The sequence below is a fragment of the Exiguobacterium sp. 8H genome (assembly GCF_902506255.1).
Classification (GTDB): Bacteria; Bacillota; Bacilli; order Exiguobacteriales; family Exiguobacteriaceae; genus Exiguobacterium; species Exiguobacterium profundum.
On sequence record NZ_LR733429.1, the window covers coordinates 1,997,601 to 2,022,818 of the forward strand.

At 46.9% G+C, this 25,218-nt stretch carries 34 protein-coding genes; 8 read left to right on the forward strand and 26 right to left on the reverse strand.

Features of this window, described 5'->3' with window-relative positions; all coding sequences use genetic code 11:
* Positions 1-427: 427 nt before the first annotated feature.
* On the forward strand, positions 428-1,885 hold the full coding sequence (locus GVY43_RS10195) for an aldehyde dehydrogenase family protein (protein ID WP_159563101.1): 1,458 nt from the start codon (positions 428-430) through the stop codon (positions 1,883-1,885).
* A gap of 60 nt (positions 1,886-1,945) precedes the next feature.
* Here GVY43_RS10195 and GVY43_RS10200 read toward each other — a convergent pair whose 3' ends face one another.
* The 6 genes from GVY43_RS10200 to GVY43_RS10225 form a co-directional block, all read right to left on the reverse strand.
* On the reverse strand, positions 1,946-2,128 hold the full coding sequence (locus GVY43_RS10200; protein ID WP_159563102.1) for a DUF6440 family protein: 183 nt from the start codon (positions 2,126-2,128) through the stop codon (positions 1,946-1,948).
* A gap of 89 nt (positions 2,129-2,217) precedes the next feature.
* Entirely contained in the window at positions 2,218-2,604 is a 387-nt protein-coding gene (locus tag GVY43_RS10205; RefSeq protein ID WP_159563103.1) for a hypothetical protein, read from the reverse strand.
* Between the two features lie 115 nt (positions 2,605-2,719).
* On the reverse strand, positions 2,720-3,058 hold the full coding sequence (locus tag GVY43_RS10210) for a zinc ribbon domain-containing protein YjdM (RefSeq protein WP_031421951.1): 339 nt from the start codon (positions 3,056-3,058) through the stop codon (positions 2,720-2,722).
* Positions 3,059-3,124: 66 nt separating this feature from the next.
* Positions 3,125-3,637: a GNAT family N-acetyltransferase gene (locus tag GVY43_RS10215; protein WP_159563104.1), complete on the reverse strand. Its 513-nt coding sequence runs from the start codon at positions 3,635-3,637 to the stop codon at positions 3,125-3,127.
* Positions 3,638-3,729: 92 nt separating this feature from the next.
* Entirely contained in the window at positions 3,730-4,059 is a 330-nt protein-coding gene (locus tag GVY43_RS10220; RefSeq protein ID WP_012727586.1) for a four-helix bundle copper-binding protein, read from the reverse strand.
* 86 nt (positions 4,060-4,145) lie between these two features.
* Positions 4,146-4,757 carry a protein kinase family protein gene (locus GVY43_RS10225; protein WP_159563105.1) on the reverse strand — a complete coding sequence of 204 codons (612 nt, stop codon included), beginning with the start codon at positions 4,755-4,757 and terminating at the stop codon, positions 4,146-4,148.
* Between the two features lie 148 nt (positions 4,758-4,905).
* Here GVY43_RS10225 and GVY43_RS10230 point away from each other — a divergent pair, with 148 nt between their 5' ends.
* From GVY43_RS10230 to GVY43_RS10240, 3 genes are all read left to right on the forward strand, one after another.
* Positions 4,906-5,802 carry an aldo/keto reductase family oxidoreductase gene (locus tag GVY43_RS10230; RefSeq protein ID WP_159563106.1) on the forward strand — a complete coding sequence of 299 codons (897 nt, stop codon included), beginning with the start codon at positions 4,906-4,908 and terminating at the stop codon, positions 5,800-5,802.
* A 286-nt stretch (positions 5,803-6,088) separates the two neighbouring features.
* The gene (locus GVY43_RS10235; RefSeq protein ID WP_159563107.1) at positions 6,089-7,354 is read left to right on the forward strand and encodes a hypothetical protein; all 1,266 of its coding nucleotides are present in this window, start codon (positions 6,089-6,091) and stop codon (positions 7,352-7,354) included.
* 105 nt (positions 7,355-7,459) lie between these two features.
* Positions 7,460-8,317, forward strand: coding sequence for a pirin family protein (locus GVY43_RS10240; protein WP_159563108.1), 858 nt, complete (start codon positions 7,460-7,462; stop codon positions 8,315-8,317).
* A gap of 39 nt (positions 8,318-8,356) precedes the next feature.
* Here GVY43_RS10240 and GVY43_RS10245 read toward each other — a convergent pair whose 3' ends face one another.
* From GVY43_RS10245 to GVY43_RS10260, 4 genes are read right to left on the reverse strand one after another with little or no spacing between them, the layout of a single operon-like run.
* A complete protein-coding gene (locus GVY43_RS10245) occupies positions 8,357-8,659 on the reverse strand; it encodes a hypothetical protein (protein ID WP_159563109.1) in 303 nt (100 codons plus the stop codon).
* A gap of 4 nt (positions 8,660-8,663) precedes the next feature.
* A complete protein-coding gene (locus GVY43_RS10250; RefSeq protein ID WP_159563110.1) occupies positions 8,664-9,137 on the reverse strand; it encodes a GNAT family N-acetyltransferase in 474 nt (157 codons plus the stop codon).
* Entirely contained in the window at positions 9,137-9,436 is a 300-nt protein-coding gene (locus GVY43_RS10255; protein WP_159563111.1) for a hypothetical protein, read from the reverse strand. The genes GVY43_RS10250 and GVY43_RS10255 overlap by 1 nt, the downstream gene beginning before the upstream one ends.
* 57 nt (positions 9,437-9,493) lie before the next feature.
* Positions 9,494-10,024, reverse strand: a complete 531-nt coding sequence (locus tag GVY43_RS10260; RefSeq protein ID WP_159563112.1) for a GrpB family protein — start codon at positions 10,022-10,024, stop codon at positions 9,494-9,496.
* Positions 10,025-10,176: 152 nt separating this feature from the next.
* Between GVY43_RS10260 and GVY43_RS10265 the strand changes: the two genes are divergently transcribed.
* Positions 10,177-10,722, forward strand: a complete 546-nt coding sequence (locus GVY43_RS10265) for a TraR/DksA C4-type zinc finger protein (RefSeq protein ID WP_078147954.1) — start codon at positions 10,177-10,179, stop codon at positions 10,720-10,722.
* Positions 10,723-10,766: 44 nt separating this feature from the next.
* On the opposite strand, the gene GVY43_RS10270 is transcribed toward GVY43_RS10265, so the two are convergent.
* On the reverse strand, positions 10,767-11,750 hold the full coding sequence (locus GVY43_RS10270) for a M23 family metallopeptidase (protein WP_159563113.1): 984 nt from the start codon (positions 11,748-11,750) through the stop codon (positions 10,767-10,769).
* A gap of 348 nt (positions 11,751-12,098) precedes the next feature.
* The gene (locus tag GVY43_RS10275; protein ID WP_159563114.1) at positions 12,099-12,887 is read right to left on the reverse strand and encodes a GNAT family N-acetyltransferase; all 789 of its coding nucleotides are present in this window, start codon (positions 12,885-12,887) and stop codon (positions 12,099-12,101) included.
* A gap of 50 nt (positions 12,888-12,937) precedes the next feature.
* Between GVY43_RS10275 and GVY43_RS10280 the strand changes: the two genes are divergently transcribed.
* Complete coding sequence (locus tag GVY43_RS10280) at positions 12,938-13,402, forward strand: GNAT family N-acetyltransferase (RefSeq protein WP_159563115.1); 465 nt, start codon at positions 12,938-12,940, stop codon at positions 13,400-13,402.
* Here GVY43_RS10280 and GVY43_RS10285 read toward each other — a convergent pair.
* The 3 genes from GVY43_RS10285 to GVY43_RS10295 form a co-directional block, all read right to left on the reverse strand.
* On the reverse strand, positions 13,391-13,981 hold the full coding sequence (locus tag GVY43_RS10285; RefSeq protein WP_159563116.1) for an NUDIX domain-containing protein: 591 nt from the start codon (positions 13,979-13,981) through the stop codon (positions 13,391-13,393). The genes GVY43_RS10280 and GVY43_RS10285 overlap by 12 nt on opposite strands.
* Positions 13,978-14,982: a S66 peptidase family protein gene (locus GVY43_RS10290; RefSeq protein WP_159563117.1), complete on the reverse strand. Its 1,005-nt coding sequence runs from the start codon at positions 14,980-14,982 to the stop codon at positions 13,978-13,980. The genes GVY43_RS10285 and GVY43_RS10290 overlap by 4 nt, the downstream gene beginning before the upstream one ends.
* Positions 14,983-15,045: 63 nt before the next feature.
* Positions 15,046-15,354 carry a hypothetical protein gene (locus tag GVY43_RS10295; protein WP_031421923.1) on the reverse strand — a complete coding sequence of 103 codons (309 nt, stop codon included), beginning with the start codon at positions 15,352-15,354 and terminating at the stop codon, positions 15,046-15,048.
* 142 nt (positions 15,355-15,496) lie between these two features.
* On the opposite strand from GVY43_RS10295, the gene GVY43_RS10300 reads away from it, so the two are divergent.
* On the forward strand, positions 15,497-15,811 hold the full coding sequence (locus tag GVY43_RS10300) for a hypothetical protein (RefSeq protein ID WP_159563118.1): 315 nt from the start codon (positions 15,497-15,499) through the stop codon (positions 15,809-15,811).
* 74 nt (positions 15,812-15,885) lie between these two features.
* Positions 15,886-16,671, forward strand: coding sequence for an SDR family NAD(P)-dependent oxidoreductase (locus GVY43_RS10305; protein WP_074035413.1), 786 nt, complete (start codon positions 15,886-15,888; stop codon positions 16,669-16,671).
* Positions 16,672-16,706: 35 nt separating this feature from the next.
* Here GVY43_RS10305 and GVY43_RS10310 read toward each other — a convergent pair whose 3' ends face one another.
* The 11 genes from GVY43_RS10310 to GVY43_RS10360 all read right to left on the reverse strand — a co-directional run bounded on the left by GVY43_RS10310 (position 16,707) and on the right by GVY43_RS10360 (position 25,218).
* Positions 16,707-17,501, reverse strand: coding sequence for a GNAT family N-acetyltransferase (locus GVY43_RS10310; RefSeq protein ID WP_159563119.1), 795 nt, complete (start codon positions 17,499-17,501; stop codon positions 16,707-16,709).
* A 44-nt stretch (positions 17,502-17,545) separates the two neighbouring features.
* Positions 17,546-18,043, reverse strand: coding sequence for an NUDIX domain-containing protein (locus tag GVY43_RS10315; RefSeq protein ID WP_159563120.1), 498 nt, complete (start codon positions 18,041-18,043; stop codon positions 17,546-17,548).
* Complete coding sequence (locus GVY43_RS10320; RefSeq protein WP_159563121.1) at positions 18,040-19,107, reverse strand: trans-acting enoyl reductase family protein; 1,068 nt, start codon at positions 19,105-19,107, stop codon at positions 18,040-18,042. Before GVY43_RS10320 ends, GVY43_RS10315 begins: the two co-directional genes overlap by 4 nt.
* 40 nt (positions 19,108-19,147) lie before the next feature.
* Positions 19,148-19,627 carry a hypothetical protein gene (locus GVY43_RS10325; protein ID WP_159563122.1) on the reverse strand — a complete coding sequence of 160 codons (480 nt, stop codon included), beginning with the start codon at positions 19,625-19,627 and terminating at the stop codon, positions 19,148-19,150.
* Positions 19,628-19,717: 90 nt separating this feature from the next.
* Complete coding sequence (locus GVY43_RS10330) at positions 19,718-20,347, reverse strand: NADPH-dependent FMN reductase (RefSeq protein ID WP_371729915.1); 630 nt, start codon at positions 20,345-20,347, stop codon at positions 19,718-19,720.
* Positions 20,344-21,336, reverse strand: coding sequence for a ring-cleaving dioxygenase (locus GVY43_RS10335; RefSeq protein WP_159563124.1), 993 nt, complete (start codon positions 21,334-21,336; stop codon positions 20,344-20,346). Before GVY43_RS10335 ends, GVY43_RS10330 begins: the two co-directional genes overlap by 4 nt.
* A gap of 27 nt (positions 21,337-21,363) precedes the next feature.
* The gene (locus GVY43_RS10340; RefSeq protein WP_031421914.1) at positions 21,364-21,807 is read right to left on the reverse strand and encodes a MarR family winged helix-turn-helix transcriptional regulator; all 444 of its coding nucleotides are present in this window, start codon (positions 21,805-21,807) and stop codon (positions 21,364-21,366) included.
* A 130-nt stretch (positions 21,808-21,937) separates the two neighbouring features.
* Complete coding sequence (locus tag GVY43_RS10345) at positions 21,938-22,369, reverse strand: GNAT family N-acetyltransferase (protein WP_159563125.1); 432 nt, start codon at positions 22,367-22,369, stop codon at positions 21,938-21,940.
* An 11-nt stretch (positions 22,370-22,380) separates the two neighbouring features.
* On the reverse strand, positions 22,381-23,511 hold the full coding sequence (locus tag GVY43_RS10350) for a tetratricopeptide repeat protein (RefSeq protein ID WP_159563126.1): 1,131 nt from the start codon (positions 23,509-23,511) through the stop codon (positions 22,381-22,383).
* A gap of 49 nt (positions 23,512-23,560) precedes the next feature.
* Positions 23,561-24,100: a DUF402 domain-containing protein gene (locus GVY43_RS10355; RefSeq protein WP_159563127.1), complete on the reverse strand. Its 540-nt coding sequence runs from the start codon at positions 24,098-24,100 to the stop codon at positions 23,561-23,563.
* A gap of 65 nt (positions 24,101-24,165) precedes the next feature.
* Positions 24,166-25,218, reverse strand: coding sequence for a DUF58 domain-containing protein (locus tag GVY43_RS10360; protein ID WP_159563128.1), 1,053 nt, complete (start codon positions 25,216-25,218; stop codon positions 24,166-24,168).

Genomic DNA, 25,218 nt, shown 5'->3' on the forward strand with positions numbered 1-25,218 from the left:
GTGTCCCAATCAATATCACGACCGACCACATATGAACAATCCCCATAAGATTTAACGGCTTGAAGAAGTATCCCCAATCGTTCTCAAACAAGTAGGCAAAATAAACCGACACACCATATGATCCAAGCAAGGAAGCTAATACAAAGCGTATTCGCAAATGTCTCAAAGATTGCTTCGTTCCCCACCAAATGACAATCGGTACAATTAAATATCCAAATGGAAAACCCCAAACATAATCCATTGCCGCCACAAAAAATGCCCAAGGCACGAAGAGGAATAAACTCACACAGCAAGTTTTCATCGTCTGCTCCTAAATTTGTTGAATTTACTTGATTCAAGTTTACCAAATCCAAAACATTGATATGTTTATTTTTCTAAAACAAGTGAATACTTCTTATGGTGAAGAAAAATAAAGGAGTGTTCAAATATGCATACAGATTTTACGAACATGTACATCAATGGCGATTGGGTAAATGGCTCAAGCGAGAAGTCGATCGACAACGTTAATCCATTCTCGAACGAGACTCTCTTCTCGATTCAATCAGCGGATGAAGAGGACTTGAATCGTGCTTATGAAGCAGCAAAAGCGTCTCAGACGGACTGGGCCGATATGCTTCCACAAGCACGCCGTGAATTGATTGAGAAGTTTGCCCAGCTGACGATGGACAACAAAGACTTTATCGTCGATTGGCTCGTGAAAGAGTCCGGTAGTACACGCATCAAAGCAGAGAGTGAGTTCGCCGCATCGATGGCTATCATCAAAGAAGCCGCGACGTTCCCTTTCCGTATGGACGGGCTCATCAAACCTTCGATCGTTCCGAATAAAGAGAACCGCGTATATCGCAAACCACTTGGTGTCATCGGCATCATCAGCCCGTGGAACTTCCCATTCCACTTGGCTGTCCGTTCAATCGTGACGGCTCTTGCGACCGGGAATACGGTCGTCGTCAAACCGGCCACAGCGACACCGGTAACGGGTGGTCTCCTATTCGCATCCCTCTTCGAAGAAGCAGGACTTCCAAAAGGTGTGCTCAACGTTGTCGTTGGACGAGGGTCTGAAATCGGGGACGCAATCGTTGAACATCCGATTCCACGTCTCATCTCGTTCACAGGTTCGACCGAGGTCGGTCAAGGGATTGCGGAAAAGGCAGGTCGTTTGTTGAAGAAAACAGCACTTGAACTCGGGGGAAATAATGTGTTCGTCGTGCTCGATGATGCCGACCTCGATCGTGCCGTCGAATCAGCCGTCTACAGCAAGTTCTTCCACCAAGGACAAATCTGTATGTCGACGAACCGAATCCTCGTCGCCGAATCGATTCATGACGAGTTCGTGGAGCGTTATGTCGAGCGCGTTAAACAGTTGAAAGCAGGTAACCCGAATGAAAAAGATACGCAAGTCGGCCCGCTCATCGACCACGATCAAGTCGATCGCATCTTAGACCAAATCGAGAAAACGGTTGATGCCGGTGCGACCGTTCATACTGGCGGGACAGCGGACGGCAACGTCCTCGAACCGACCGTCCTCAGTGGCGTCACGAATGACATGCCGCTCGCGAAAAACGAAATATTCGGTCCGGTCGCGGTCATCCTTTCGTTTAAAGATGACGAAGAGGCTGTTCGTCTTTCGAACGAATTACCGTACGGATTGAGCGGTGCCGTTCATGGCTCGGTTTACCGTGCAACCAATTTTGCACGAAAAGTCGAAACTGGCATGATTCACGTCAACGATCAGTCGGTCAACGATGAACCGCACATGCCGTTCGGAGGCGAGAAAAACTCTGGTCTCGGACGCTTCAACGGTGAATGGGTACTCGAAGAGTTCACGACGCTTCAATGGGTGTCCATCATGCATGAACGTCGCGAGTACAAACCGTTCTTCTCTTAATACAATCAATACAAAACCAGGCTTGTCGGCCTGGTTTTTTTGTTTCTTCATTCGATTTTCTCACGAAGGTGATTTCGGCTTCTCAATCACGACTTTTCCATGTTCATCTAAGAGCGGCGTCATTCCACTCAATCCTAATCCACTAGTCATGATGTAATGCACGCCCGTATACTGATCCACGACAATTTTAATAATCCCGCCACTCATATGCTGTTTCGACTTCAATATAAATCGTTGTCCCACGACATACCATCCCCCTCTTTTTCGATTTAGAATGCCTTCACAATCATCTCATATCTACACGAAACATATACCATTTTTCACCATTTCAATCATTCTAAGAGTTCATTTACATCCTTGATGTGTTCTTCATCAACTTTAAAATATTCGCGACTTTCTATCCCTTTTGAAAAAATGAACTTGTTGTTGTCACTTACCCAAAAGTTCACCATCAATTCCATCGTGGATTCAGCTGGATTATTGATGGTCACTACATATTGAGGAAGCCCTTCTGGACGTTCATTTGTGATTGAACTCGTTTCAATCATCGTTTTGAAGTCCTTAATCTTTTCTTCATCCGTCACCCTATTTTCATCGTACACAATCGTTTGTTCATCAGTATAATTGCCAACCACTAGCTCTCTTTCTTGTTGACCACATCCCATTAATATAGATAACGAAATCACACTGAGGAAGGTAATCATTTTCTTCCAAAACATGTTCTCCCTCCTTTATATTTTGAATACGCTTATATATTATCCTGAGCCACAATTTACAAAAAAGACGAATGAGGTCGCATTTCACTCCCCCATTCGTCAACAGTCTGACTTTAAGTTAAATTTTCTTCACGAACTCCGACTTCAGTTTCATCGCACCAAGTCCCTCGATTTTACAGTCGATATCATGGTCACCTTCCACGAGTCGAATCCCCTTCACTTTCGTTCCTTGTTTGACGACAAGCGAGGTTCCTTTCACTTTCAAATCCTTGATCACGGTGACAGTGTCTCCGTCTTGAAGCGGGTTTCCGTTCGCATCTTTAATTTGTGACGCTGCTTCTGCTTCTGCCGCCTCACTCGGTGACCATTCATAGGCACATTCTGGGCATACAAGCAACGGACCATCCTCGTACACATAAGATGATTGGCATTTTGGGCAATTCGGGTACTCAGTCATTCTATTTCCTCCATTCGATTCACTCGTTCCAGTATATCGTATGGTGGCTCCATCTTTCTAGACCGTTCACTCTTCGGTAGGCGATGCAGGACCTTCTAAATCAAGTTGATAAAACGATAAATCGAGCCATTTGCCGAATTTATATCCGGCATTTCGAATCGTACCGGAATGAACGAATCCAACTTTTTCATGCGCAAGGATACTCGTCACGTTCGATGCGTCAATTCCACCAATCACCGTTTTCATTCCTCTCACTTCGGCGATACGGATGATTTCTTTTAACAGTTTGTTGCCAATGCCTTTCCCGCGGTAACCGGGATGCACGTATACAGAATGTTCAACCGTATAATGGTACGCTGGCCACGGACGAAACGGACCGAACGTCGCAAACCCCATGACGACGTCATCCTCTACCCATACGATGATTGGACAATCTTGCTCTTTCTTCTCCTCATACCATGCCACTCGATTCTCGAGTGTCACCGGTTGATAGTGATAGACGGCCGTACTGTTTACAATCGCATCATTGTAAATATGTAAAATCATTTGAAGATCATCTCGTCGACAATTGCGAATCATCCCCATACCACCTTTTCGTTTTTTTCATTATACGAATCCCCTCTTCAAAAGACACGAAAAAAGTGACCGGTCCCATCAACCGGTCACTCAAATCATGCGGCCAAGCGGTCACACATTGAGGCGCATTCTGTACAAACTCTTGCGCATTCCTGGCAATGTGCGTGCTTATGTTTCCCGCACTCCTGTGCGCATGCTTTACAGATGACTGCACACGCTCGCGCGAGTTCAGGAACGAATGCCGAATCACGCGTCATCGCTTCCGCAAGAAACGCACAGGCAGCGGCACATTCCCGATCCAGTCGGATACAATCAACCATCATCTGTACATCTTTTTCTTCTAAACAAGATTCCAGACAATAGTTGCACGTTTCCACACATTCGTGGAGCATTTCGAGTTCGTTCGCATAGATACGATGAGCCATACATCATTCCCCTTTCGTTTCTTCTCTTCTGCAATTTCGGACACGTTACTCCTGTTCCCTAATCGGCAAAAGAAAAACGACCCGGCTCAAGAATCCGGATCGTTCACGAACCTGCGATACAAGTAAGCGATTCGATTCAGTAATGTCTCGTCATATTTTTTCGGCATGAAACGATAGCGATACAATCGATACATTCGTTTCAAGTCTTCCCACTGATGATCGATTTGTTGCCCTTGTCTGAAGCGTGCCAAATCAATCAAGAATATCTGTCCGTTTGGCGTCAAAATGATATTACGCAAGTGGACATCCGATGGTGTCAGTCCTAATAAACGTGCCTGTCGAAGCGCTTCATCCACTACCTCGATGTAAGAAGGGTCAATCCAGACGCCTTCCGTCAGACACTCAAACAGCGTCTTTCCTTCGATGTAATCCATCACTAAATATGACGGACCAGACTCATAGCACTTCGGAAAGTAAGGGAGTCCCTTAAGTTTTTCATAGATCGCTGCCTCTTCGGTTGCGATTTGTTCATAACCTGGAAAGAACACTTTAATGACACGATCCTTTTCCTTTAAACGAAACACGGCCGCACTTCGTCCAATCCCATGTAAACGAAGATCTGGGTGCATCGAGGCTACCTGAAACGAGTCACCCACCTGTTCGAAGGTGACGTCCGCATATTGTTCATAGTCACTCATCTGTCACGCCTCTTTCCTATTTCTCTTCCCTCTCATCATAGCGCATACAAGCTCATTTGACGCCAAAACTGCTTGAGTAGGTGACAAGTGACGTCCATTCTCGTAAGACGTATAATGAAGAGCGACTGACAACCAAGGAGGAGTTATTATGCAACGTATCGCTTTGACAGAAGAATTATCATTCTCACGCATCGTCCATGGGATGTGGCGGCTCGCTGATTGGGACATGACCCCACAGGAACGCCTCACGTTTATCGAACAATGTCTCGAGCTTGGAATCACGACATTCGACCATGCAGACATTTATGGGGGTTACACATGTGAAGGTTTATTTGGAGAAGCCTTAAAGTTAAAGCCTGAACTCCGAGACCAAATGGAGATCGTCACAAAGACAGGAATTAAATTGACGGGGTCATTTAACCCAGGTCAAACACTCAATTATTACGATACGACAAAAGAGCATATCATCGCGCAAGCAGAGCGTTCGTTAAAAGAGTTGGCAATTGACCACATTGATACATTACTCATCCACCGTCCAGATCCGCTGATGAATCCGGATGAAGTGGCCGAAGCCTTCATCATCTTGCGCGATAGTGGTAAAGTACGTGAGTTCGGTGTATCTAACCATGTTCCGGCTACCCAGAATTTGCTTCAATCTCGCCTTCCATTCCAACTTGTGACGAATCAACTCGAACTCTCTCCGATGCAATTGAAGCATTTTGAGGATGGATCGGTCGATTTGTGTCACGAAAAACGAATGCCACTTATGGCTTGGAGTCCACTAGCCGGTGGTCAACTCTTCAAAGATGAACAGTATGCACCCCTTCGTGAAAAACTCGAGGAAATTCGTGCACGTCACAATGCAAGCGGAATTGACTCGATTGTGTATGCATGGCTCGTCAAACACCCTGCGAACATCATGCCGATCATCGGATCCGGAAAAATTGAGCGCGTTCAGACAGGAGTCGACGCCCTTCAAGTCGACCTCACTCGTGAAGAATGGTTCGAAATTTTGAAGGCGGCACGCGGTCGAGATGTTGATTGAAGGAAACTTCATCAAATAAATCCCACTGAATTATAAAGTGATGATTTAGAAGAATAATCGGCTTTTTTCAATGTCTCGTAATATCAACGTTTTTTCGTCAAAAATCGACATACAAAAAAAGTTAAAAAGTAAAAATAAGTCATAAATGGTTTTATCCCCCGTCCAGTTCAAGTTGGACGGTTTTTTTGATTTTTTTTCGAAATAACAAATTAATTTTCCTAAGACTAAAGTCACAAAAAATTGGTGCTAGAATGGTGAAAGTGATTCATCGAAGGAGAGTACCGATGTGAAAAAGTACCTGATTTTCAGTACCCTCGTCATCCTGTTTTTCTTATTCGGATGCGAGGAAGAACGCGCACTCCGACTCCAACCCGCTCCTGAATATTATCAAGGACGTGCCCTGTTACCAAACGGACAACAAATTGAAATGCCCGAATCGGATCGTGCAGCGATTATCGAGTTATGTCAGCCTGACAACGCGATTCAAAGAATTCCAAGTGGTGAAAGACATTGGCTCGGGACGGTCACATTGAACCAACCGTTGACTGATGCCGCCACCGAATCTTCTTTTCCAACCGCAACTTTTTTCACTGTCGAAAATAAATCATATGTCCAATGTCAACTCGATTCCGTCACATATGCCACCGAAATTAACACGCTTCCTGAAAGTTTAAACGATGTTCAATATACGGCCGAACCTTATCCGGATGTTCCGAAATTCCGATTTGCTGAGCCCCATGAATATGAGCATTTCGCACAAGAGATGAAAAAGCCGATAGGTAATGAGCCCTATCCAGAAAGAAAAGGGATCGAGCATACACTTTTCCATATCACGATGCCTTTCAGTGGTGAATTTGAACTGACCTTTACATCGTCCGAAGCCAAAGACCGCCTCGTCATTCCTGTCGAATCAACACGGCATCCCTATTTGTCACTCGGGCTCGGGACAGAAAAGTCTGATGAGGTGTTACAATACGCGATTTATACGAGCCGAGATCAAAATGACTATCAAGAAGTATTGCGACCGAAAGAAGCGCATATTTCACAAATGTTCGGAGCCAAAACAGCTCCGCAACTCCCTTCGGTTCTTGTACCGGGTCACGAGTATCCACTCTACAGTTTTACGTTCATGAAAAACGGAACGGCCCATCGTCAGAACGTCTCCTTGACGTATCATGAACCCAAGTTGTTGTATGGAAAAGAATTGAGTGAACAAATTCACGACAAATTAAGTAGTCAACGTCATGTCATTTTTCATGACTTGGCACTCCTTGGAACGGAATCAAAAGATGCCTCCTTCCTACAACATGTCGGTCAAGATGAAATGGAATTTATTTTTGGCGCCATCAAACGAGCTAACGCGACCGCCTATGCAGGCAAGACCGCTTCCACACCTTATGTGACCCTATTTCAAGGGATATGCGCCCAAACGTTTGATGTTAGCTATGATGGTGCAGATGTGTACGTGACCAATTCAGAGACAGGCGCCCATTTTAAGCTACTACGTGAGGATGCCATCAAGTGGTATAACCTGTTTGAACAAAACACTTAATCTGACAGATGCGAATGCGTCTGTCTTTTTGCATATTCATGAAGCAAATATAGTACGATGAGACACATTTTTTGGGAAGATAGGAAGGGAAAGGAGTGAATCTTTGTGACAAATCCATTTATACGTGACGTGAACCATCATTGGCGCGTATCCTATCGACAAAACGGATATCCCCATGTGCAACAGGGCTGGGTGTTACCTCCAGAACAAAAAGAGGAGTTCGATCCATTTATTTTGATGGCAGAAGACTGGTTCAAGCGTGGGACGTTTTCGGACCATCCCCATCGTGGGTTTCAAACAATCACGTATGTCATCGATGGTCGTCTAGAACATATTGATAATCATGGGGGACATTCGATTTTGGACGCCGGTGATGTTCAGTATATGAACGCCGGATGGGCCGCTAGACACGCCGAAGAAGCGGTTGACGATGATTTGATCCATACGCTGCAGCTCTGGTTGAATTTGCCGAAGTCGTTAAAAACGACAACCACTTCCTATCAGAACGTATACGTCGAGGACGCACCCCTCGTTCGTTTCGACGGCGGACAGCTTCGTGTCTATTCCGGCGAAATTGCGGGTGTAAAAGGGCCGATGGAAAGTCTCGTCCCCATCACGATGACAGAAATAACGCTGAAAGAAGGTAGCGAATACGAACACATCTTGCCTGCGAATCATAACAGCTTTTTGTACGTACTCGCTGGTTCAATTGAAGTTGGGTCTTCCAAAATTCCGCTCAGTAAAACTGATGTGGCGACACTGACGTTCGATGAAACATCTGAAGCGATGAGCACACTTCAACTGAAGGCCACGACGCGTACACGGGTGCTCATCTATTCCGGAAAACCGATTCGCGAAGACTATATTGCGCATGGTCCATTCGTGATGAACACGGAAGAAGAAATCCGCCAAGCTTTCCGCGATTATAATAGCGGCGGGTTCGGTCCCCCAGCCGTCAAATAAACAAAGGGAGTCTCTCGACTTGAGAGCTCCCTTTTCTGATTATGATCGATCCGGTTGTAACACCGTCTGTTGTGTCGGAACATGACCAATCGGTACGGTCCGTTCGACGAGAACGTAACGCTTGCCCTCCACTTCAAACTTGCGGTCGCCAAGATAGTGAGCGCTCTTTCCATCTTCGTATAGTTTCGACAAGATAGCAGGTACGTACTCTTCTAGTTTTGTATAGTGCTCATCGAGGGTCATGACGATATTGCCCCCCTTATATCCGAGCCAGTAACTATAAAAGAACCAACCTAACGACAGTACTCCTAGAATTCCTAATACAATTGTGATTAGTTCCATCATGTTATTCCTCCAATTTTTTCATGACAATCTGACGTTTTGGGGTGAACCCGATTTCGCTATAAAACGAAGCAGCATCCGTATTGTTCATCCAGTAATCTAGTTCAATCGATTTGAATTGGTGGTCAAGCGCCCATTGCTCCATCCATTCCATCACACGTCGACCGTAACCGTTCCGTTGATACATGGGGTCGATACTGATGTGATGAACATACACCACGCGAACAGCTTGACGAAACGCGTTCGCCTCACCCACTTTCTCTTCGAACCATATGTAACCGATTGGAGTTGCTTCAAGCTGCATCACCATATAGTGATGACCGGGTCTTCCAATCAGCGTGGAAAAGGCTTCATACATCTTCCCTTCCTCATACTCCGCAAAAAAGGTCGGATTTATATGGACGTGATGCTCATGGATGGAACGATTCAACCGTGCGATGAGGCGGGCATCGGTCGTAGGGGTAAATGTGATCTCCATCATCCGGTATAGTTTGAATGGTTTCGATCTTCGTTTACCCCGTGCGGTTTTTCAGTTCCGCGCAACGTATGCTCACTCGAAGCCTCCGTTCCTTTCCCATTTAGGCGACGTTGAAGCGGACGAGCCAAAAAGTAACCAATCAAGAGCGAACTAGGTAAGACGAGAAAAAATGTACCGAGCAATGTCAACATATATCCTTTGTCCGAGTCTCCGGCAATCACACGGAGGATAAAGAACAGACCGATGAAGACAAGCGCGGCCAGAGAATATTCTACACATTTCCCGAGAAATCGTTTCATACGACATCTCCCCTTTTAAGGTTTGATGTATTATACGACCATTTCCATAAAAAGGTTTCACGCGTCTTGATTTTCTTTATACCACTTCGTCGCCAACCGTTCCGTCTCGATGATCCAGTCATGCTTTCCTTGAATGTATCCTTCCATGTCTTCTGGATGCTGTGCCGCAAGTTGAAGCTTCAGCTCACCATACGCATCGCGAACATCAGGATAAGCTCGCAAGTAATCCCGGAAGGCAAGGTGTCTTATGACATCCGGATTCCCTTCTTCAAACACATGCACGTGAACCGTCCGTTCTTCTTCTCCTTCTCCTTTACGGAAATAGCGACGTTTCGGAATCCCATATTCACCAAGTCCACGGTACCCGAGTGCCTCCATCCGCTCCGTGTAGTCATCGACTCGTTCGATGTCCCGTACGACCGGCATCATGTCGATGATTGGTTTTGCCGCCAATCCTTCGACCGATGTACTTCCAATGTGATGGATCGCGACAAGTTCCTCTTCGAATAACCGACTCAATTTACCAGCCTCTTCTTCAAACTTTTGATTCCATTCCGGATTGTATTTCACTACTTCGACTTTTCTCATGATTTGTTCCTCCTTTTTTAAAAGAACTCTTTATTCTCATCATACCCTTTCTAAACATCGCTCGACATGAGGGATTCCACTTCAAATGGTTTGTACACAAATAAAATGGGAAACCTTATATTAATGACTTGAGAACTGGAGAGTGAATGGATATGTTGACTGAAGAACAAATCGAAACGTTTAAAAAACGATTATTGAAAGAAAAAGCAAAAACCGAAGGATACATGGATAATCGGGAAGAGACATATGATGAAGGAGAGCTCTCTCATTACGACAACCACCCTGCCGACTCGGGCGAAGAGCTCTTTTTACGGGAACGAGACCAAGCCCTTAATGAGCTCGATGAAGAGTTCTTGAGTGACGTCGATAAGGCGCTATTAGCCATTCAGAATGGGACGTATGGACAATGTGAGGTGTGTGGGAAAGACATTGAACTAGACCGTTTGGAAGTCATTCCAGAAGCCACCCTTTGCATCGAACACGCTCGGGCACAAGAAGAGGAAGAACACGCGCATGAAGTCGATCGACCGGTCGAAGAAGACGTGTTGAACCCTAATGAGACAGCTCGACGCAAAGAGTTAGACGGAACGGATCAACCTGGTCAAAAAACGGACGCCTTCTCCCAAGTAGAAGACTACGGAAGCTCAGATACGATTGCCGACAGCGAAGGCAACCACGATCCGACGCGCGAACAGTAAAAAATGCCCTGACCTCATTCGAGAGGCTCAGGGCATCTGTCTGCTTAAAACGTGGCTTTTACCGGAGAAGCACCACCGAGGCGCTCTGCCAGTTTCATCGGGTCGACGGCATTCCCAGCTGAACTAGCCGAGAAATTGTAGTCCCCTTTATGAATCTCAAAGTGTAAGTGCGGACCTGACGAGTTGCCCGTGTTTCCGATTTGACCGATCGGTTCGCCTTGGCGTACTGACTGACCTGTCTTGACATCCACTTTGTGCAAGTGTGCATACACGGTCGTCCATTTTTGACCGTCTACGTTGTGTTCGATTTGTATGTGGTTTCCATAAGGTCCACTGGAGCTGACTTTTGTCACTTTTCCAGCTTCCGCGGCGTATACAGGTGTACCTGTTTTGGCAGCAATATCGAGACCGTTATGGAATGTGTATCCGAACTGTCCACTCGCCGAACCGAACCCTTGAGAGAGGCGACCTTCCGCCGGCATTAAGAACCGATCGGGGGCCATCGCTTCATACCGTTTCTTTAAATCACTCAACTGATTCGTTTGTTTCTTATATTGTTTCGACTTTTCGTCATATGACGCTTTCACGTCTTGACGTGTCGCTTCAATTTGCTCTTGTTCTTCTTTCAGTTGCTTCAATGCTTCATTTGCTTGGTTTTTCTTTTCAACAAGCTCTTGATGTGCTTCTTCCGCTTCAGCGGCTTCCGCTTTCGCACTCGGCAACACCGAAGAAACGACTTTTGCGAAGAGCGACTGTTCTGCAGGAATGAGTGACTCTTCCACTTCTTCTAATTCTTTAGAAGTTCCTTCAATTTTATCTCGCAATGCCTCCGCCTTATGGTCGACTTGCTTCAACTTCGTTTGAATGGCGTGAATGGATTGTTTCGTATCTTTAACCTGCTGCTCCGTTTGTTGCAATGACTTTTCCGTTTGAACGAGGTCTTGCGGGGACATGTTGTCGGCAGATGCGGTTTGTCCTTGAAATAAGAGAACACCAACACCCGCTGTCATGATGAGTTGTTTCCACATATATATAATAAACCCTCCAAATTGATACATTCATGAGCTTCAAAAAAGCTACATGTGCGAATATACCACTGGGGGTTAAAAATTTCAATATATGAAGTTTTTCATTTTCATGTCATACATGACAGCATGATGTGATATTTTCAAGTGTCACTTCACAAGGATTTCACTAGCGTTTTTTTGTATAGTATCCCACCCAGACGATACCACCGATGGAAAGGAGTGTTACACTCACACTAACTGCTAGTATACCTCGCGACAGGTCGGGTGAAAGATTTGTTGTCAGCGCAATCAGGGTCGCGGTATTTCCACTAATCAGCGTAATGATACAGATGACCAACAACCGCTTCATCAAGCGTCCTTCACCATTTCAAATTGGGCAATCTCGTCTTGGACAAATCCCAATCGTCGTGCCGCTTCGACCCATTCAGGACGGTCTGATGTCAACGTGACATGAAGTGGCGATCGGCTCGCGGCCGCCCGCAATAGCCATTTCGCTTCTTCTGCTTGTCCAAAAACATCGAGCAAGACGTGATCGCGGTATAACAAAAATCCTATTCGATTCCCTTCTACGACTTTCACTAACTCAGCAGTTTGTTGGGTCACGCGCACATCGCGTTGCCAAATCGGAACGTGACTCGCCGCCGGATACAACTCATCAAATAACGTTTGAATCGGTTCAGACGTCATGTCTGCGTTCGTTTCTAATGACACCGCTTGGAAGTAGAGGATTTCTCGAGTCGTTTCGTAACCTAGTCGTTCATAGAGAGACACTGCCGCATCATTGCCTTGAATGACTTCGAGTAAACGAGTGCCTACTGCCGCCTCTTCAAATCGTTTCATCAATTCGGTCGCGACTCCTGCTTTTCGGACATGTGGGGCGACAGCAAGCCCACCACAACGTGTCTGCCGTCCTGAATCAAGATGTGCAATCCCGGTTAACACGACACCGACAGGTTCTTCACCATCATAGGCTACAATGGAACGGGACGGCTGATTTTGATCACGAACAAGAAAAACATCTTCGAACGTCTGCTCATCAAATTGAAACGGAATAATATAATCAGAAAAACCGCTCATGAACGCGCGGTATAAATCTTGTAATGGTGGATTTTGACGGTATGTAAACTGTGTCGACATATAATTCCCCTTTCTGAATGAAAATCAATAAAGCCCGAAGGAGACTCCTTATGAAAATTACGCTCGAATATCGAAATGATACGCATCAATCGATTCTCAATACGTTCGCACTACCGACGGACCAAGAAAAGTATACGACCCTGCCCAAAGACATGGATGACCCATTGCCCGATCGCATTTATCCGATTGTCATCGTCGCGTCGAAACCAGTCGGGATGTTCTTACTGCATGACAACGAACGCGTCACTTCCTATACGACCGAGTCGAATGCTTTGCTCTTCTCCGCCTTTGCCATTAACTATGAGGACCAAGGGAAAGGCTACGCTAAAGCGGCACTCCAAGCACTTCCGCAGTTCGTAAAGCAACATTTCCCTCACATTCGTGAAATCGTCCTGTCGGTCAATCTGAAAAACGAAGCCGCCTTCTGCCTTTATATGAGCGTTGGGTGGAGCGATACCGGACGTCGAATCGGTGGACCGATCGGCGAACAGCGTATTCTTTCTTTAACGATTTAAAGCATCCATTCGTGTCAAACTCTCAAATATGTTTTGCCAGTAAGTCTGACGATGCGGAACTAAATCGGCTTGCGTGATTTCAACAAGATGATTCGTCATAAGAGAGCATCCTTCAATCGTACACATGCATCCTTCTGTCAGCGACCTCAGTTCATTTCTTTGAACAGCTACGACATCCATCACTTCCTGGTCGTCAAAATGAATCGGCTCACCTTGATAGAGATAGCAATACGTATGTGCAAACTCGCGATCAAGAAACTCGTCCAGTTCAATCACGTCTTCAAAGATTCCCATAAAGGTGAGCTGTTCGAACGTCAATGACAGTCCGAGCTCTTCTTCAATTTCACGAACGCCATTCGCTATTGTCTCATCTGTTGCGAGGTGTCCCGCTGCCGTAATATCATATTTCCCGGGAAAATCCTGTTTCTCCATGCTCCTCCGCTGAAGATAGATGAGGTCTTCTTTCCAGAACCAGCAGTGGAACGTCTCATGCCAATCCCCGTCAACATGAACTTGATTTCGCTCCTTCTCCCCTATTTTCCGGTAATTCTCGTCAAAAATAGTGAGGTGCTCCTTCATTCCGACACCCCATCTTCTAAAAATCGGATAACCCTATTAGTTGCATCCAACTCAACTTGAATCCCAATCGGGAAGACGTGTGATGGAAACGTGTGCCCGATATCGACATTCGTCAAAATCGGAAAATCTTTTTCTCCGATGATTTCAAGCAACAAGTCGTTGAATGAGAAGGGAGCTGATTGATCTTGAAAATGCTCATGCTTCCCGATAATCAGACCCGAAATCTCATCAAACACACCCGCCAGCTTCAGCATACTAAGCGAACGTTCTTCTTCAGCCATCGTCTTAAACGAGTCTTCTAGAAATAGAATCGCGCCTTTCAAATCGGGATAATAATCCGACTTGAAGAACCCAGACATCGTGTTCAGATTCCCGCCAATCAACGTTCCTTGTGCCTTTCCATCCTTCAGAGAAATCCATCCTTCATTCGGTTGGAACGTCTTGACACGTTGTTGCGTCGACCAATCGAGCATCTCTTCCGTCCATTCATCAGGGATATGTAACTGAAACGGAGCCGTTCGTTCTAAACAGAGAATGTCTTTGACATATTGCTCCCCCGTCTCGAACATCCCTCCGTATTCACCGAATGAGGGGACGATTGCCGGACCGTAAAATGTGACGACGTCCGTTTTGGCATAACAGGCCATCAAGATTGCCGTGACATCACTATATCCCATGATGATTTTAGGATGACGTCGGAGTTGTTCATAATCGATATATGGTAACACCGAGTTCGAATTTGTTCCACCAATTGTACTGATGATCGCTTTCACTTCAGGATCATGTAAAAATGCGTTTAGTTCGTCAGCACGATCCCGAATGGACGAGGACCGATATCCTTCTGTTTTATATGTACACGTGCCCTCTTTCACCTTGAATCCCATCCGCTTGAGCTGTTCAACCCCATGTTGGTAACGCCCCTCAAACTGAACAGGTGCCGGAAAAGAAGGCGTAATGATCCCTATCGTATCCCCCACTTGCAACTTTGGCGGTTTAATCATGATCCCCACTCCCTCGTAACATCATTATGACCGCATTATACCGTAGGAGTGGTAAATCATGCTTCAAAATAAATCAGGGTCTTCCGATAACGTTCTCACTTTTCGAACTTTCGCCGGGCGTCCTGTCCATCCGAGTGCCACAAAGAAAAATGCACCTGCGAGTACGCCGAATAAAGCGGTCAACCCTACTTGAATCCCAACAAATCCATACTGTTCTCCAAGTTTCACGAGGAAGAGCGGTGCAAACAGACAAGTCATACTGAGTGAAAAAAGACCTCCCCATACTCGTCGCTTTGCATTACCAATGGTGAACCAACCAAACGCAATCCAAACACAAGCAACCAATCCTAGCGCACCAACCATCATCCACATGCCCACACCTCACCTTTTCGTTTTTCTTTCTATTCCCCATTTTTCTTGTGATTCCTACTATTTTTTCAAGTAATGAGGGAATTTCCGGGTAAAGGTAAATTAGATAAGATGCGGAACGGGACGACAAAGGAGTGAGGTAGACATGAGTTCACGATTAAACTTTGCCTTAATCTTTCTCGGTCTTTTTTTAGTCGCCGTTTATTGGATGAGCACGTGGAATGACAACATGGTCGAAGGACAGATTGAACGAATCGATATCCCCCAAATATTGATTGAATCTACCGAATCCTCTGAAAAAGTCACATTGCGTGTCATCTTGATCAATGATCAAACCGAAGTTACCGGCATCGTCAATAGCGTACAAGGACTACAGAGCGGCCAACTGGTGACAATCGAGGTCATCCCGACGGATTCGAACTTGAACATCGCACGCACAATCGAAGTCACCGCTCCATGATTTTTTTGAAATGAAGCGTAACTTTTCCAGAACTGTGGAATATGAGAACAGAATCATAAAAAGGAGTGATCGGATTGATTTCAAATAAATTACTATCTGGAAAAGTAGCGTTTGTGACCGGGGCAGCCTCCGGAATCGGACGTGCCGCGGTCATCCGCTTCATTCAAGCCGGAGCAAAAGTCGCCATTGTCGATTTGAATGAAGAAGATGCGATGCGTCTCGCAAGCCTTGTCGGGGAAGAACGCGCCATCGGCATCAGTGCAGATGTGTCGGATGAATCCGCAATGAAAGAGGCCTACGAACGGACAATGGAACGATTTGGTCAACTCGATATCGTCTTCGCGAACGCCGGTCGAAACGGGACCATCACACCGATTGAACATTTATCATTGGATGATTGGAATGGCGTGGTGGAGACGAACCTCACTGGAACCTTTTTGACCGTCAAACATGCTATTCCTCATTTGAAAGAGAATGGCGGGAGTATCATTATCACTTCATCGATTAACGGGAACCGCTATTTTAAAAATTTCGGATTCAGTGGCTACGCGACGACAAAAGCAGGTCAAACCGGCTTTGCAAAAATGGCTGCTGCGGAACTCGCTCAATTCGGGATTCGTGTCAATTCCATTTGTCCCGGGGCCATCGATACGAATATTGACGATTCGACCAATCGAGACGATGCGTTGCTCGAAGAAGTTGTCATTCCAATCGAATATCCACTCGGGAATCAACCGCTTGCCGGAAAATCGGGCTCCGCGAAACAAGTCGCCGATGTCGTCTTATTTTTCGCGAGCAACATGTCGAGCCACGTCACCGGCTCTGAAGTATACGTCGATGGGGCTGAATCGCTCTTGTAATCGAAAAGCAGGTCACCTCACCCGAGGCGACCTGCTTATTTAAGGATTGGACTTTTCATGACCGCTTTTTGATAGAACGGCTGAAATCCAAGCCGTTCCATATTGCGACCAGACGCCGAATCGACTTTCGTCGTAACCGTCAACAGATTGCATCCAAGTGCTTTCGCTTCGGCAATTCGTTCCAAAATAAGTTGTGTCTGGTACCCTTTTTGCCGATACGTCGGAACGGTGCTCGTCAGAAACAACTCTCCAATCCCGTCTTGCGTGGCTAAAATCCCACCCGCTACGACAGCATCCTCTTCTCGCACGAGATAAGCATGATTACTCGGCAGTGCGTAAAAGCCTTTGGCTGTATCGACCGTCTCTTGAAGGATTGTGCCCGACTCGGCGAATCCAGCCGCAACGGCGTATGCCCACTCATGGAGTGTCTCATCCTTCACTTTTTCGACCTGAGTCGGTACAGATGTGGAGGCATGCTGTGTCAAATCCAACGTCCATACGTCCAAAAAATGATCGAGCGTGTAGTTACGTTCTTGCAATAAGCGGAGCAAGGAGTCTTCCGCTAATGGACAAACCTCAATATGTAGACGCGAGACATTTTTCCCGCGTACCCATTTTTCCATTTGATGCAGGTCGTAAAAGCTTGTCGGCCGATTCAATCCAAATCCGACCGCAAAACTCATATTCCCCATTTTGAACACGTGTCCTTTTCCTTCTACGTGTAGTTCCGCACCTTCATAGGGAGGGGTTTGTTTACGATGTCGAATGTAAGCAGACGTCCCCTCTGCTTTGATGCGTTCGATACGCCTTGCCAATTCTAAACGATTCACGCTCTTCCCTCCCTTGTATATTCCATGTTGAGTGTAGCACATGTTCACGGTCGAATGAGATGACCGTATTGAATCAGCCGTTCCCGAACAGAAGGGACGAGTTCTACACACTCAAGGACCGTCTCCCACTCTTGTAACGTCACATCGACGACTTCATCTGCTTGCAGTGACAGTCGTTCAAAGTCGATTGGTTTCTCGCACACGAGACAATACATATCCAAGAAATATGTGCCCCGCTCAATCGTTGTCACGAACCGGAGTTGCTCAGGCAATACATATAGTCCCAACTCTTCTTTTAGCTCACGGACCGCACCTTGTCGACTCGTTTCCCCAGCCAAAATCGAGCCGCCCGTCCCTTCCCACAGAAGCGGATACGTCTTATCCGGATGACGCTTCGACAGCAATAATCTCCCATCTGGATCGAACGTGAACACTTCGATGACCGTGTGAAACGTATGCGGCTCTAATTCATCCCCACGAAAGTGCGTTCGACCGAGCGGTTGCCGGTTTTCGTCGAGTAAATCCCATACTTCTCGATTCATGGACGAATCTCATCAATCACGAACGAAGAGGAACCTTGAATCTCTTCGATAAAGTGAGATCCGAATAGCATGGCTGGTGTAAAGCTTCCGGCAAGCATCCCACCCGAACCGAGCAACCGCTTGACGACGGCGAGCGCCCCGTACACGGTGAAGGCATACGTACTTGCCGTTTGAATACGGACGACTACTTTTCGTCCTTCCTCATTCGTTGCTTCGCCCCATACGTACGTCGATGATTTTTCACGTAAAGCCTCGTCTGGTCCTGATACGTTTTCGTCGACATAACGGAGCAATCGTTCCTGCACGGCCTCTTTTCCAAGAATCGGGCTGAACCATGACAAAGCGCGAGCAGCATAGGCGGCCGCTGTCGGCACTGGTACCCATGTCGTAATATTCGGAATGTCCGTCGTGTAGTAGGCGGTCGAAACGTCTCCCCACGGAATCGCAATCGCGGTACGGCTTCCGCGACCAAAATCAATCGTTCTCCGCTTTGCCCCAATTGGAAATGGTGATAATTTGCCGTTCACACGTTCCACACTACTCGACCCTAGTCCACGAACGGCCGTCTTCATGGTTCCTGGTGAGATGCCAGCTGCCGCCGAAAAGCCAAGAGCGAGTGTTGTCGCATCCGGTATCAACTCTTTTAATTTCCGCGCGACACAGTCGGTCGGAATGACATCAAATCCGACACCCGAGCATAAAATCACACCACGTTCTTTGGCTTGAGCCGCTCGCTGTTTAGAATGGACATATTCGAACACGTCGATTTCCCCGGTAATATCTAAGTAATGCGTACCTGTCTCTAGACATGCCTCGATCATCACTTGGCTCGTATCCGTGAAAGGACCTGCACAATGAAGGACTAAATCTACATCGTGAAGCGCCTCGATTGCGGCTTCACGACTCAATGCGAAAATCGATGTTTCGCAACCCAGTTCATCTCCTAGGCGATGAATCGCTCTTGCGTTTCGTCCGGCAAGAACCGGACGCATTCCGTCACGAGCGGCTTGTCGTGCAATCAGCTCACCCGTATAGCCATTCGCCCCATAAATCATCCATCTCATTTTTACCCCTCCTTATGTTAATGTATCCTTGTTCGTTTCCCTAAAAGAAGTTGAATCGAACGAAAAGATCTTGGATGACATCGATGATATACACACTTCCCGTTACAATAAGCAAATATCCGATTGGGATGAGCAGACTTTTCACTGTTTGTGGTTTTGTTATGTCTCCCCGATGCTGTAGTAGACGATCCACCAAGTAAAACAAGGTCGCTGCGAGAAGACTGAGCCATGACAAGACGAGCCCGAATAGTATATGTAAAACAAACGAAGTGAACCACCTGAATCGTTTCGAACTGAGTCGATTCGCCAACCAGTCACTGCACCATGAGGTCACGACACCGTAGGTCAACATAATCGGAAAACTGACCGCTACATAGGCAACCGTCATCAAAAGGAAGCCATTCAGTACGCCACTCATCCCTCCATTTTCTCGTACACCCATCATAGTGACCCCACACGCTAACAGAATCGCATAGACGGGCGAAGCGATGGATGCTGTGACGATTTTACGATTCCACATCTGCACTCCCCCTAATCCCTTCCAACTTTACACGACCTGTTCTGAAAACGCACAAAAACCAGCCTAAATTTAGGCTGGCTTCGCGATTTGTTAATTGTTTGCAACTTCTCCGGCTTTCGTACGGACCGATTGCATCGCTTCCGTCCATGGAAGGAGTTGGTCGAGCATATCGTTGACCGATTGTGCTTGAACTTCTTTCGGAGCGAAATGCGTACCGTTCTCGAAGTCCGTGAAGAGTGAGAGTGCAGGATGGACACGTACGTGAGCGATTGACAATTCACTCAAAATGCCCCGTAAATGTTCTGTTGCCCGTGCTCCACCAACAGAACCGTATGAGACGATTCCGGCTGCTTTGTTGTTCCATTCGACGCGTAAGTAGTCGAGTGCGTTTTTAAGAGATGCTGAGATGGAATGGTTATATTCTTGGACGATGAAGATGAATCCGTCCATTTGCGCAATTTTCTCCGACCAGGCTGCAACGCCAGATGCGTCTTGACCCGCTTCGCCGAGAAGTGGCAAGTTGTAGTCTGCGATGTCGATGACTTCATAGTTGGCATCGCCATGTTTGTCGGCGAGTTCTTTCACCCATTCCCCGACCTGTGGACTGACGCGACCTTCACGAGTTGATCCGAGTACGATTCCGATGTTTAACATAGTAGTTCCTCCTTGGTTATGTTGTGATGCATCTGATTTTCCAATCAAGCGATTTAAGAAACTCATTTCATGCCCTCATATTCTTTCTCAAATGTTTTCGTGCTTCTGACCGTATCGATTGGTCGTACCATCGCCTCGATTTGCGAACGTTTCGCTTCGAGGAACGGCGGGAGTGACAACTTCTCACCGACCGTCTCGTACGGCTCGTCTCCCATGAATCCAGGTCCATCTGTCGCCCATTCGAACAAAATTTGCGGCGCGACACGTGCATAGGATGATTCAAAGAAGAAGCGATCGACGTAGCCAGAAGTCGGCAAACCGAACTGTTGGAGACGTGCTGTCCATTCATCGAGGACGCTACGGTCTTCGACACGGAATGCGACATGGTGCACGGTACCGAACCCTTGACGCGCTTGTGGAGATGTCTCGTCGTGAATGACGATCACTTGCGCTCCGTTTCCACCTTCACCTCCTTCAAAGAGATACACATCACCTTCTCGCTCGATCTCTTTAAACAGCATCACTTGCTCCATCACTTGTTTGAAATATGTGATATCTGCGATGCGAATAAAGATTGGACCGAGTCCCGTAATCGCGTATTCAAGCGGGATTGGACCGTTCTTCCACGGCTCGCCCGACGCGATGCCTTCGTTGAACTCATCCGAGATGAGTTGATACGCCTGCTCATCAAAGTCGATGAACGAGAGCGTCTTCTTCCCGAACTGTTCTTGAATCCCTTCGTGCTCGACGCCGAGACGGTCGAAGCGACGGACCCAATACGTCAACGCTTCATCTGTCGGTACGCGGAACGACGTTTTCGCGATTTCATTCGTTCCGTGCTTACCTTTCGGGATACCTGGGAAGTCGAAGAAGGTCATATCTGTCCCTGCGTTTCCTTTATCGTCCGCAAAGAATAAGTGATACGTTTGAATGTCGTCCTGGTTGACCGTTTTTTTCACCAAACGCATGCCTAACACGTGAGTGAAGAAATCGTAGTTTTTTTCGGCACTACTCGTGATTGCTGTGACGTGGTGAATTCCTTTAACATGATTCATCATTCTCTCTCCTTTTATATCTTGATTTCAAGATACATGATTAAAATTTTTTGCGGCTTCTGCCCGCTTTCCTATTTGTTTCAACTGTTCAATCGTTTCGTTTAATTGCATCCCTTCAAACACAGCGTTCATATGCTCCGTATGCTTAGGGAAAATATCTTGCATCAAGCGCTCTCCGTCATCTGTCAGCGCAGCGTATGTGATGCGACGATCGCTCGGACAAGCCTTACGAATGAGATACCCTTTTTCTTCTAACCGGTCCACGACGTACGTCATGCTTCCGCTCGAGAGGAGAATTTTCTTCCCGATGACTTGAATCGGTTGATCCCCTTTATGATATAAAAACTCGAGTACGGCGAACTCGGTCGCGTTTAACCCGTAAGACGCCACTTCCTGCTTCACCAGGTCTTGTAACGACTGAGAGGCACGTAACAGCACAGTAATTGTTTTTAATGCATCAGATGGTTCCATCTGTCTCCCTCCTTTGTCCAAGAGAGCCATTAACTTAAATTCAAATATCTTTAATTCGAGATAAATATATCATGCGACAATTCTTCCGTCAATCGATTTGATTTAAAAAATAAGACGGGTTGTTCCCATCTCATTCCCCTCGCCGAATTACAGCCATTTCACGACCGAATCGATGGCCTTCATCAACGAATCCTAGGCTTCCATATAAGTGATGCGCTGCCTCGTTCTCGGGGTGATAGCCGACGACAATCGGTTTTTCTGCGCCGATTTCTTCAAGCATCAGCTCTGTCGCTTGTCGACCAATCCCTTTGCCTTGATGAGCATGGTCGATCATGATTCGGTAAATCCACAATGCATCCAACTCTTCAAGTTCTGTATTGTACATGAGGAAGCCGACCATCGTCTCATCTTCATAAATCGCACGTGGACGTAATGTCGGTTCGTACAACGCTTGAAGTAACGAAATCGCATTCGGCTCCATATACGACTGTTGTTGCTCACTTAATTCCAAGTGACAGCATGTATACCAATTTTGTGCATCGATCGGACGTAGTGAAATCATGTCTTTCTCCTTTAGTCATATGTCTCATTTAAGTTTCTTGCATAAAATGCGATGGCACGCCGGTACCGCGCGATGCTCTCGTCCGGTTTCGGACTTGCAAGCAGTTCAAGTAACGTTCCCGTCGCTTCTTCATGGCGACCGACGTTGTAATGGGTCATCGCTTGAAATACCTTGAGCGCCCCGTGATTCGGGAATTGCTCGATTGCCTCTTCAAATAACTGTTCCGCTTCCGTGTATCGTCCGAGTGCCCGATACGTACTGCCGAGTCCGAGATATGATTCCGCCAACTCTTCCCCCGTCAACCCGAGTCGGATGGCCCGTTCATAATGCGGGACCGCTTGACGTTCTTCACCGAGCGAGTCATAGCACCACGCACAGTACGCATGTAGCCTCGGATTCTTTTCATCTTTCCGCAAGAGCGACAAGAACAGTTGCTTCGCCTGCTCAAGTTGTCCCTCCTCACGGAGACGAACGGCTCGATCAAACTCATTCTCTTCTGTCACGTCGGTCCCCTCCTGTGCGAATTCTTGATCTAACCATGCTTGTAACGTTTCATAATACTTACCGATATGTACCCCATCGACGAGTGCATGATGGGCTTGGACGGATAACGGCATAACCAGACGCTCGCCTTGACGTTCGAACTTGCCCCAGGCGATACGCGGCACGCTGTCATGTTGTTGCTGATGCGTCGGGTGCATGATACTCGTGAACGTGACCCACGGAACACTCGTGACATACAGTAAGTCGTCGGGCTCGTCATCCCCGACCACGACTTCATCGGCAGCTCGCTCCATCCGCGTCGTCACTTCCTGTAAGAATGTCGGTAAATCTTCATAAAACGTAGCCGCACAAAAGTTGAAGACATCCTCGTCTAACATGACTGTGAACGAAGGGTGGACCACCTCGTGTTCGACGACCTCTTCACCACGGATACGATAGCGCAATTCCGGAATCGCGTTCGCCGCTCTCACCGCACCGTATAAAAAGAGTTTGAAGAACGATTGATTGCTCTCCTTGGCATATGTATATAGGTTCGTGACATCTACGTTTGCCGTCACGTTGAAATGTGGCGCATCAAACGCTTTGAAAAACTCGAAGTGCTTACGTCGTGTCCACGTCTCAATTTCAATTTTTTTCATAAAAACTCCCCCTCCTACGCTCTTACTGTAGCAGAGAGAGTGAATTCGCTCATAGCTTTTGTTTTAACTGTTCGTAATGTCCTTTTGCCAAATCAAAGTAGATGAAGTCTCCACGTTCGATTCGTTCGAGCGTCGCTTCGAATTCACGCCATCCACGTTCGACCTGTTCAGGTGTCAGCTCGCCGCTCTTGGTCGCCTCTTCAAACTCATCCTCATCCTTTTTGACGATATCCCCATTTGGAAACACGAGAATATCGAGCAACAAGTCATCCATATAAGGGATACCCTCTTCTTCGCCGATTCGGTCAACGAGGTCGATATACCACTGCACGATTTCGCCTTCCGGATTGATCATCGCTGTCACACCGAACGGTTCATTGTCCGGGAAATATTGGAGCCAAGCAAACCCGGCATCCGCCACGATGAATTCTTCCCCTTTATGCTTTTTATATAATGGTGCCCGAACCTCATCGATTTGGAATAAGGCGACGACGCCTGAAAATTGTTCCGTCTGAACACGAACTTGCGCATAGCGGTTCTTTAAAATCCTTTCCCAGTCTCGTCGATTCGCATACTTTCGCTTTGCCATATGGATCTCTCCCTTTCGATCATCTCTGTATGATTACAGTTCGCCAGAAGAAAGAAAGTTCCTTGTTAGTCATACAGGTTATGCTGATTGAACCAGACGAGATGACTTTGCTTCAAGCGTTTCCGCTCGACCATACGGACGAACGCGTCTGTCGAGATGAAACGGTTCCCGGGATGGAGGTCGGCCAGCATCAAGAGGATGAGGCGTGAACCTCGCTCTCCCTCTTGAAGAGAGATATGTTCCATCTTCCCTTCCCCGTTGAAGCGGTTGATGAACAGCTCGACTTTACACTCTTCTTTTAAGAGTCGGGTCGTCACATATGCGACTTGGCTGATGATCGACTCGAAGTCGTGATGTAACGTGTAGCCGGACGGCCCACTCAAATCGACTGCGAACGTGAACGTATCGAGCGATGTCTTTTGAAAGACTTTCGACTGGACTCGTCCAAGTTTTGCCGTCGCGACCCAGTCAATCTCTTTTACCGGTTCCCCTTCATAAGGCTTTGACCCCAGAACCTGCAGTGGATTCCGAAGTGGTGATGCGGTCAAAGGCCGGTCACCAAGCGCTAAACGTTTCGTGCCGACCGGTGGGTGTAACGTAAGGGACGGTAATACCGTCCACCGCTTCTCGATGGGGCACTCGAGTAAGTACGTCCCGAGATGAAACGGGAGCGTCACAGCAAGTACGCATTCTTCGATGTAGGCAGGACCTCGGAATTCGGCTTGAATGTGAAGCATGTGACGAGCCTGATCTGTCCGTAATGTCAAATCCAAACTATTCGGGGACCGGTCGTGGGCTGGAAAACTGAGCGCTGTATTGGATTTCAGCCGAACACGAACCGGAAGCCCGAGTCGTTCGACGACTTCACTTCCATCTAAAATCAGTTGTACCTCCGTCTCATCCCCGACAAAGAGAAGGGATTCATGGCTATGTATGTGAAGCCGAAGAGCTTGTTCCAACTGTTTCCGTGTCCGTTCAAAGAACCAAACGATGCCCGCAAGTAAACAAAGCGCATATCCGACAATCTCCATGTACGGGACGAATACGAGAATCACCCCAGCGAATCCATAAACCGGAATCCATTGTTTCTGTAGGGCGTTATGTGTCGAGAAGGTCAT

Bases quoted from the DNA above. Each gene is read 5' to 3' on its own strand.
- GVY43_RS10195 (WP_159563101.1), top strand. From the start codon at position 428: ATGCATACAGATTTTACGAACATGTACATCAATGGCGATTGGGTAAAT.
- GVY43_RS10205 (WP_159563103.1), bottom strand. From the start codon at position 2,604: ATGTTTTGGAAGAAAATGATTACCTTCCTCAGTGTGATTTCGTTATCT.
- GVY43_RS10210 (WP_031421951.1), bottom strand. From the start codon at position 3,058: ATGACTGAGTACCCGAATTGCCCAAAATGCCAATCATCTTATGTGTAC.
- GVY43_RS10215 (WP_159563104.1), bottom strand. From the start codon at position 3,637: ATGATTCGCAATTGTCGACGAGATGATCTTCAAATGATTTTACATATT.
- GVY43_RS10220 (WP_012727586.1), bottom strand. From the start codon at position 4,059: ATGGCTCATCGTATCTATGCGAACGAACTCGAAATGCTCCACGAATGT.
- GVY43_RS10225 (WP_159563105.1), bottom strand. From the start codon at position 4,757: ATGAGTGACTATGAACAATATGCGGACGTCACCTTCGAACAGGTGGGT.
- GVY43_RS10230 (WP_159563106.1), top strand. From the start codon at position 4,906: ATGCAACGTATCGCTTTGACAGAAGAATTATCATTCTCACGCATCGTC.
- GVY43_RS10245 (WP_159563109.1), bottom strand. From the start codon at position 8,659: ATGGAACTAATCACAATTGTATTAGGAATTCTAGGAGTACTGTCGTTA.
- GVY43_RS10250 (WP_159563110.1), bottom strand. From the start codon at position 9,137: ATGGAGATCACATTTACCCCTACGACCGATGCCCGCCTCATCGCACGG.
- GVY43_RS10255 (WP_159563111.1), bottom strand. From the start codon at position 9,436: ATGAAACGATTTCTCGGGAAATGTGTAGAATATTCTCTGGCCGCGCTT.
- GVY43_RS10260 (WP_159563112.1), bottom strand. From the start codon at position 10,024: ATGAGAAAAGTCGAAGTAGTGAAATACAATCCGGAATGGAATCAAAAG.
- GVY43_RS10265 (WP_078147954.1), top strand. From the start codon at position 10,177: ATGTTGACTGAAGAACAAATCGAAACGTTTAAAAAACGATTATTGAAA.
- GVY43_RS10270 (WP_159563113.1), bottom strand. From the start codon at position 11,750: ATGTGGAAACAACTCATCATGACAGCGGGTGTTGGTGTTCTCTTATTT.
- GVY43_RS10275 (WP_159563114.1), bottom strand. From the start codon at position 12,887: ATGTCGACACAGTTTACATACCGTCAAAATCCACCATTACAAGATTTA.
- GVY43_RS10280 (WP_159563115.1), top strand. From the start codon at position 12,938: ATGAAAATTACGCTCGAATATCGAAATGATACGCATCAATCGATTCTC.
- GVY43_RS10285 (WP_159563116.1), bottom strand. From the start codon at position 13,981: ATGAAGGAGCACCTCACTATTTTTGACGAGAATTACCGGAAAATAGGG.
- GVY43_RS10290 (WP_159563117.1), bottom strand. From the start codon at position 14,982: ATGATTAAACCGCCAAAGTTGCAAGTGGGGGATACGATAGGGATCATT.
- GVY43_RS10295 (WP_031421923.1), bottom strand. From the start codon at position 15,354: ATGTGGATGATGGTTGGTGCGCTAGGATTGGTTGCTTGTGTTTGGATT.
- GVY43_RS10300 (WP_159563118.1), top strand. From the start codon at position 15,497: ATGAGTTCACGATTAAACTTTGCCTTAATCTTTCTCGGTCTTTTTTTA.
- GVY43_RS10315 (WP_159563120.1), bottom strand. From the start codon at position 18,043: ATGAATCGAGAAGTATGGGATTTACTCGACGAAAACCGGCAACCGCTC.
- GVY43_RS10320 (WP_159563121.1), bottom strand. From the start codon at position 19,107: ATGAGATGGATGATTTATGGGGCGAATGGCTATACGGGTGAGCTGATT.
- GVY43_RS10325 (WP_159563122.1), bottom strand. From the start codon at position 19,627: ATGTGGAATCGTAAAATCGTCACAGCATCCATCGCTTCGCCCGTCTAT.
- GVY43_RS10330 (WP_371729915.1), bottom strand. From the start codon at position 20,347: ATGAGTTTCTTAAATCGCTTGATTGGAAAATCAGATGCATCACAACAT.
- GVY43_RS10335 (WP_159563124.1), bottom strand. From the start codon at position 21,336: ATGAATCATGTTAAAGGAATTCACCACGTCACAGCAATCACGAGTAGT.
- GVY43_RS10340 (WP_031421914.1), bottom strand. From the start codon at position 21,807: ATGGAACCATCTGATGCATTAAAAACAATTACTGTGCTGTTACGTGCC.
- GVY43_RS10345 (WP_159563125.1), bottom strand. From the start codon at position 22,369: ATGATTTCACTACGTCCGATCGATGCACAAAATTGGTATACATGCTGT.
- GVY43_RS10350 (WP_159563126.1), bottom strand. From the start codon at position 23,511: ATGAAAAAAATTGAAATTGAGACGTGGACACGACGTAAGCACTTCGAG.
- GVY43_RS10355 (WP_159563127.1), bottom strand. From the start codon at position 24,100: ATGGCAAAGCGAAAGTATGCGAATCGACGAGACTGGGAAAGGATTTTA.
- GVY43_RS10360 (WP_159563128.1), bottom strand. From the start codon at position 25,218: ATGACCTTCTCGACACATAACGCCCTACAGAAACAATGGATTCCGGTT.